The sequence below is a fragment of the Streptomyces sp. NH27 genome (genome assembly GCF_056859195.1).
The window spans coordinates 1-4,487 of record NZ_JACEGK010000601.1 but is presented as its reverse complement, the minus strand read 5'-3'; the positions used below and the strand labels follow the sequence as shown (position 1 = coordinate 4,487).

5 protein-coding genes are annotated in these 4,487 nt (G+C 72.4%); 3 read left to right on the top strand and 2 right to left on the bottom strand.

Annotation, left to right across the window (positions count from 1 at the left end; translation table 11 throughout):
- A partial coding sequence (locus AC13HU_RS32805) for an AAA family ATPase (RefSeq protein ID WP_483045628.1) occupies positions 1–1,031 on the bottom strand: 1,031 nt, incomplete at its 3' end.
- Positions 1,032–1,184: 153 nt separating this feature from the next.
- Positions 1,185–1,742, bottom strand: a complete 558-nt coding sequence (locus AC13HU_RS32800; protein ID WP_483045627.1) for a beta-class carbonic anhydrase — start codon at positions 1,740–1,742, stop codon at positions 1,185–1,187.
- A gap of 197 nt (positions 1,743–1,939) precedes the next feature.
- Here AC13HU_RS32800 and mraZ point away from each other — a divergent pair, with 197 nt between their 5' ends.
- The 3 genes from mraZ to ftsL all read left to right on the top strand — a co-directional run bounded on the left by mraZ (position 1,940) and on the right by ftsL (position 4,376).
- Positions 1,940–2,380 carry a division/cell wall cluster transcriptional repressor MraZ gene (gene mraZ / locus AC13HU_RS32795; protein WP_483045626.1) on the top strand — a complete coding sequence of 147 codons (441 nt, stop codon included), beginning with the start codon at positions 1,940–1,942 and terminating at the stop codon, positions 2,378–2,380.
- Positions 2,381–2,694: 314 nt separating this feature from the next.
- Complete coding sequence (rsmH, locus tag AC13HU_RS32790; protein WP_483045625.1) at positions 2,695–3,663, top strand: 16S rRNA (cytosine(1402)-N(4))-methyltransferase RsmH; 969 nt, start codon at positions 2,695–2,697, stop codon at positions 3,661–3,663.
- Positions 3,660–4,376 carry a cell division protein FtsL gene (gene ftsL / locus AC13HU_RS32785; RefSeq protein WP_483045624.1) on the top strand — a complete coding sequence of 239 codons (717 nt, stop codon included), beginning with the start codon at positions 3,660–3,662 and terminating at the stop codon, positions 4,374–4,376. The genes rsmH and ftsL overlap by 4 nt, the downstream gene beginning before the upstream one ends.
- The last annotated feature ends 111 nt before the right edge of the window (positions 4,377–4,487 follow it).

The following is a 4,487-nucleotide window of genomic DNA, read 5'->3' as shown; positions in this document are numbered from 1 at the left end:
GGCATGTCCTGGGGCCGGCCGCTCGGCCGCTGCGGCCAGGCCCCGGCGCCTGCACCGCTGCCGGCCGCCGGGTCGGGCACCGGCACGCGCTGCACGATCTCGGCCACCACCTGCTCCGGCGTACGCCGGTTGAGCTGCGCCTGCGCGGTCGGCAGCAGCCGGTGCGCGAGGACCGAGGACGCCAGCGACTGCACGTCGTCCGGCAGCACGTACTCACGGCCGTCCAGGGCCGCGGAGGCGCGGGCGGCCCGCACCAGGTGCAAGGTGGCCCGCGGGGAGGCGCCCAGCCGCAGGTCGGGGTGGCTACGGGTGGCGCCGACGAGGGCCACTGCGTAGCGGCGGATCGGGTCGGCGACGTGCACCTGCCGGACCGCCTCGATCAGCTTCACGATGTCGTGCGCGTGCGCGACCGGCTGGAGGTCGTCCAGCGGAGAGGCCCCGCCGTGCACGTCGAGCATCTTCAGCTCGGCCTCCGGATTCGGGTAGCCGATCGACACCCGGGCGGTGAAACGGTCCCGCTGCGCCTCCGGCAGCGGGTAGGTGCCCTCCATCTCCACCGGGTTCTGGGTGGCGATCACCATGAAGGGGCTGGGCAGTTCGTAGGTGGTGCCGTCGACGGTGACCTGGCGCTCCTCCATCGACTCCAGCAGCGCCGACTGCGTCTTCGGCGAGGCGCGGTTGATCTCGTCGCCGACCACGATCTGCGCGAAGATCGCCCCGGGTTTGAACTCGAAGTCCCGCTGCTGCTGGTCGAAGACGCTCACGCCGGTGATGTCCGACGGCAGCAGGTCGGGTGTGAACTGGATGCGCCGTACGGAGCAGTCGATCGACCGCGCCAGCGCCTTGGACAGCATGGTCTTGCCCACGCCCGGCACGTCCTCGATCAGCAGATGGCCCTCGGCCAGCAGAACGGTCAGTGCGATGCGTACGACCTCGGGCTTGCCCTCGATCACGTTCTCCACGCTCCGGCGCACCCGCTCCGCGGTCGTGGTCAGATCGCTCAGTTCCGCTCGAGCGTCAAAGGTCGTCACCCGGTACTCCTCGGCCTGTTCAATTTGGGGCCCCAGGGTCTCGGTCGTCCCTGGACCGCGGCCCTCCCCGATTTGCGCAACGCCCGCCGGAGGCGAGACGTGCCGCACCGTGCATTCTTCCCTTACGGGGAGGGCCACGTCACTTGACTGCCGTTACTTGTTCGTGATTTCCCGCAACAGGCCGGTGTGCACATCGAAGACGAAGCCGCGCACGTCGCCGGTGTGGGCCAGGAACGGGGAGGTCCGTACCCGGGCCATGGACTGCCGCACGTCCTGGTCGATGTCGGCGAACGCCTCGACCGCCCAGGTGGGTCGCTGGCCGACCTCGTGCTCCAACTCGGTACGGAAGTCCTCGGTGATGGTCTGCATGCCGCAGTTGGTGTGGTGGATGAGCACGACGGAGCGGGTACCCAGCGCGCGCTGGCTGATGGCAAGGGACCGGATGGTGTCGTCGGTGACCACGCCGCCGGCGTTGCGGATGGTGTGGCAGTCGCCCAACTCCAGGCCGAGCGCCTTGTGGAGGTCGAGGCGGGCGTCCATGCAGGCGACGACCGCCACCTTCAGGACGGGGGCCGCACCCATGCCGGGGTCGGTGAACTGTTCGGCGTAGCGCTGGTTGGCCTCGACCAGCCGGTCGGTCACGGAAGCGTCGGCGCTCGGGTCCTCTCCGGGGGCGGGGGGATTCGCGGGGGCGCTGGCAGGTATCGACATGTCTATGACGGTATCCGAGCCGGCCGGGTCCGCACGGGCGCACCGGCCCGTGCCCGCCGCGTGCCGGGGAGCATGCCCGGGCGTACGGAGGGGCGCACCCGGCGTACGGAGGGGCGCGCCCGGGCGCGGCCGCCGTTGACCGTGGGGCATGGTGGAGTAAAGTGGCGCGAAGTGGTGCCGTCTGCGGGAGGTGTGCCGTGTTCCTGGGATTCCTCGGGACGTACACCCCGCGGCTGGACGACAAGAACCGGCTGGTGCTGCCGTCCCGGTTCCGCGAGCAGCTCGCCGACGGACTGGTGATCACCCGCGGGCAGGAGCGCTGTCTGTACGTGTGGCCGGTCGAGGGCTTCCGGGCCGCCACCGGGCAGCTGTCCACCGCACCCCTCACCTCCAAGGCCGCCCGCGACTACCTGCGGGTGCTGTTCGCCGGCGCGCATGACGAAGTGCCCGACAAGCAGGGCCGGGTGATGGTCCCGCAGCCGTTGCGGGACTACGCGGGCCTGGTCCGCGAGTGTGCGGTGATCGGCGCGAACACCCGGGTGGAGATCTGGTCGGCGGAGGCGTGGAAGCAGTATCTGGCAGCCCAGGAAGACACCTTTTCGGCCCTGTCACAGGAGGTTCCGACCGGATTACTGTGAGCGCGGCCCCGCCTCGACGAGGGACATGCACCACTTCGTCCCACCCCCGGTGCGGACGCGCGGCCCGGCCTCCTCCCGCTCCCCGGCTCCGCTGGCACCACTTCCCCGGTGCCAGGGGACGTCTCTTCCGAGCGGGCGGGGACCAGGTTCCGCGTCCACCGAGCCGCTGCCGGCCGTAGCGTGTCCGTCGTGCTTGTCTGGCGGGCGACGTTCCTTCGCCGGACCACCACCCGACCCGACCCGTAGCACCGTCCCCACCGTTCGACGCCGTTCCCGACCGTGCAACGCCGTCCATACCGTTCGATAAGGGCCACATGAGCAACCCGTCCCCGTCCCCGCGGCACATCCCGGTGATGCTGCGGCGCTGCCTCGACCTGCTGGCCCCCGCGCTCGCGCTGCCCGGTGCCGTCGTGGTCGACGCCACGCTGGGGCTCGGCGGGCACAGCGAGGCGCTGCTGACCACCTTCCCCGCCTGCCGGCTGATCGCGGTGGACCGCGACCCGGCCGCGCTGAAACTCGCCGGGGAGCGGCTGGCGCCGTTCGGGGAGCGCGCCACCCTCGTGCACGCGGTGTACGACGAACTGCCCGAGGTACTGGAGCGGCTGGGGGTGCCGCGGGTGCAGGGCGTGCTCTTCGACCTCGGGGTCTCCTCGATGCAGCTCGACGAGGCCGACCGCGGCTTCGCCTACGCCCAGGACGCGCCGCTGGACATGCGGATGGACCAGTCCACCGGGATCAGCGCCGCCGAGGTGCTGAACACCTACCCGCCCGGCGAACTGGTGCGCATCCTGCGGGCGTACGGCGAGGAGAAGTTCGCCCGCAAGATCGTGGAAGTGGGGGTGCGCGAGCGCGAGCGGGAGCCGTTCAGCGGCAGCGCGCGGCTGGTCGAGGTGATCCGGCAGGCGCTGCCGCAGGCCGCCAAGCGGACCGGCGGGAATCCGGCGAAGCGCACCTTCCAGGCGCTGCGGATCGAGGTCAACGGCGAGCTGCCGGTGCTGGAGCGGGCCGTTCCCGCCGCGGTGGCCGCGCTCGCGGTGGGCGGCCGGATCGCCGTGCTGTCGTACCACTCGCTGGAGGACCGGCTGGACAAGCAGGTCCTCGCGGCCGGTGCCGCGTCCACCGCGCCGCCGGGCCTGCCGGTGGTGCCCGAGCAGTACCAGCCCCGGCTGAAACTGCTCACCCGCGGCGCCGAACTGCCGGACGAGGACGAGATCGCCGAGAACCGCCGGGCTGCGCCGGCCCGGCTGCGGGGTGCGGAACGCATCCGGGAGGACGTGCGATGAGCGGTGGCACGGGACGCGACGGGCGGCGCGCGGGCCGCGGCACCGTACGCGACGCGGTGCGCGGCAGCGCGCTGGGTGCGCGGCTGGGCGCCGGGCGGTCCGCAACCGCCAGGCGCACCCCGTTCGTCGTTCTGACCGTGACGCTGCTCGCCGGTGGACTCATCTCGTTGCTGATGCTCAACGCGGCCCTGAACCGGGACTCGTTCAAGCTGGACAAGCTCCAGGACCAGACGACGCACTACACCGACCAGCAGCAGCAGCTCCAGCAGGAGGTCGACGGCTACTCGGCGCCGGACTCGCTGGAGCGGCGGGCCCGCGAGCTGGGCATGGTGCCCGGCGGCGACCCGGCCTTCCTCGCCCCGAACGGCAAGGTGCAGGGCTCGCCCTCGCCCGCGACCGCGCCGCCCGCGCCCCCGCCGCCGACGACCGCGCGACCGCCCACGACGACGCCGAGCAGCCCTTCCGCCACGTCTCCCACGTCTCCCACGTCCACCGCGAATCCGGCGGGGACGGCGAACCCGGGCGACGGCGGCACACCGTCCGGCGCCGCGCCGGTGAACGGCACGTCGTCGCACACCACTTCGTCGACGAACACCTCGACCTCGGTGAACGGCACGGCGAACAGCACGACGAACACCTCGACTTCGAGGACGACTCCGACGACTCCGATGTCGTCCTCGACCTCCACGACGACCCCGACCCCCGGCAGGTGAGCGCGTGACCCCTCGCGATGACGCAGACCGCCCGCGCGGCGACGGCCCCCGGCGGCCGTCCTCTTCCGGCGGCGCCGGCGGTGCGAGCCGGGACGGGGGCAGGGACGCGGG